Raw genomic sequence first — 255 nt, forward strand, 5'->3', positions numbered from 1 at the left:
TCTCTACCTGACCACCTGTGTCGGTTTAGGGTACGGGCCGCTCAGAACATCGCTAGAGGCTTTTCTCGGCAGCATAGGATCAATGACTTCACCAGAAACGGCTCGGCATCACGTCTCAACCTTAATGTCACGCGGATTTGCCTACGTGACGGCCTACACGCTTACCCCGGCACAACCACCGGCCGGGATCATCTACCTTCCTGCGTCACCCCATCGCTAAACTACTACCACCCAAGGTCCTAGTCTCCCGCATCG

The 255-nt window shown here is 56.5% G+C and carries 1 rRNA gene; it reads right to left on the reverse strand.

Features of this window, described 5'->3' with window-relative positions:
- Positions 1 to 255: ribosomal RNA gene (locus tag QSK32_RS45405) — 23S ribosomal RNA — on the reverse strand; the annotation flags it as partial.

The organism is Actinoplanes sp. NBRC 101535 (genome assembly GCF_030269225.1).
Lineage (GTDB): Bacteria > Actinomycetota > Actinomycetes > Mycobacteriales > Micromonosporaceae > Actinoplanes > Actinoplanes rectilineatus.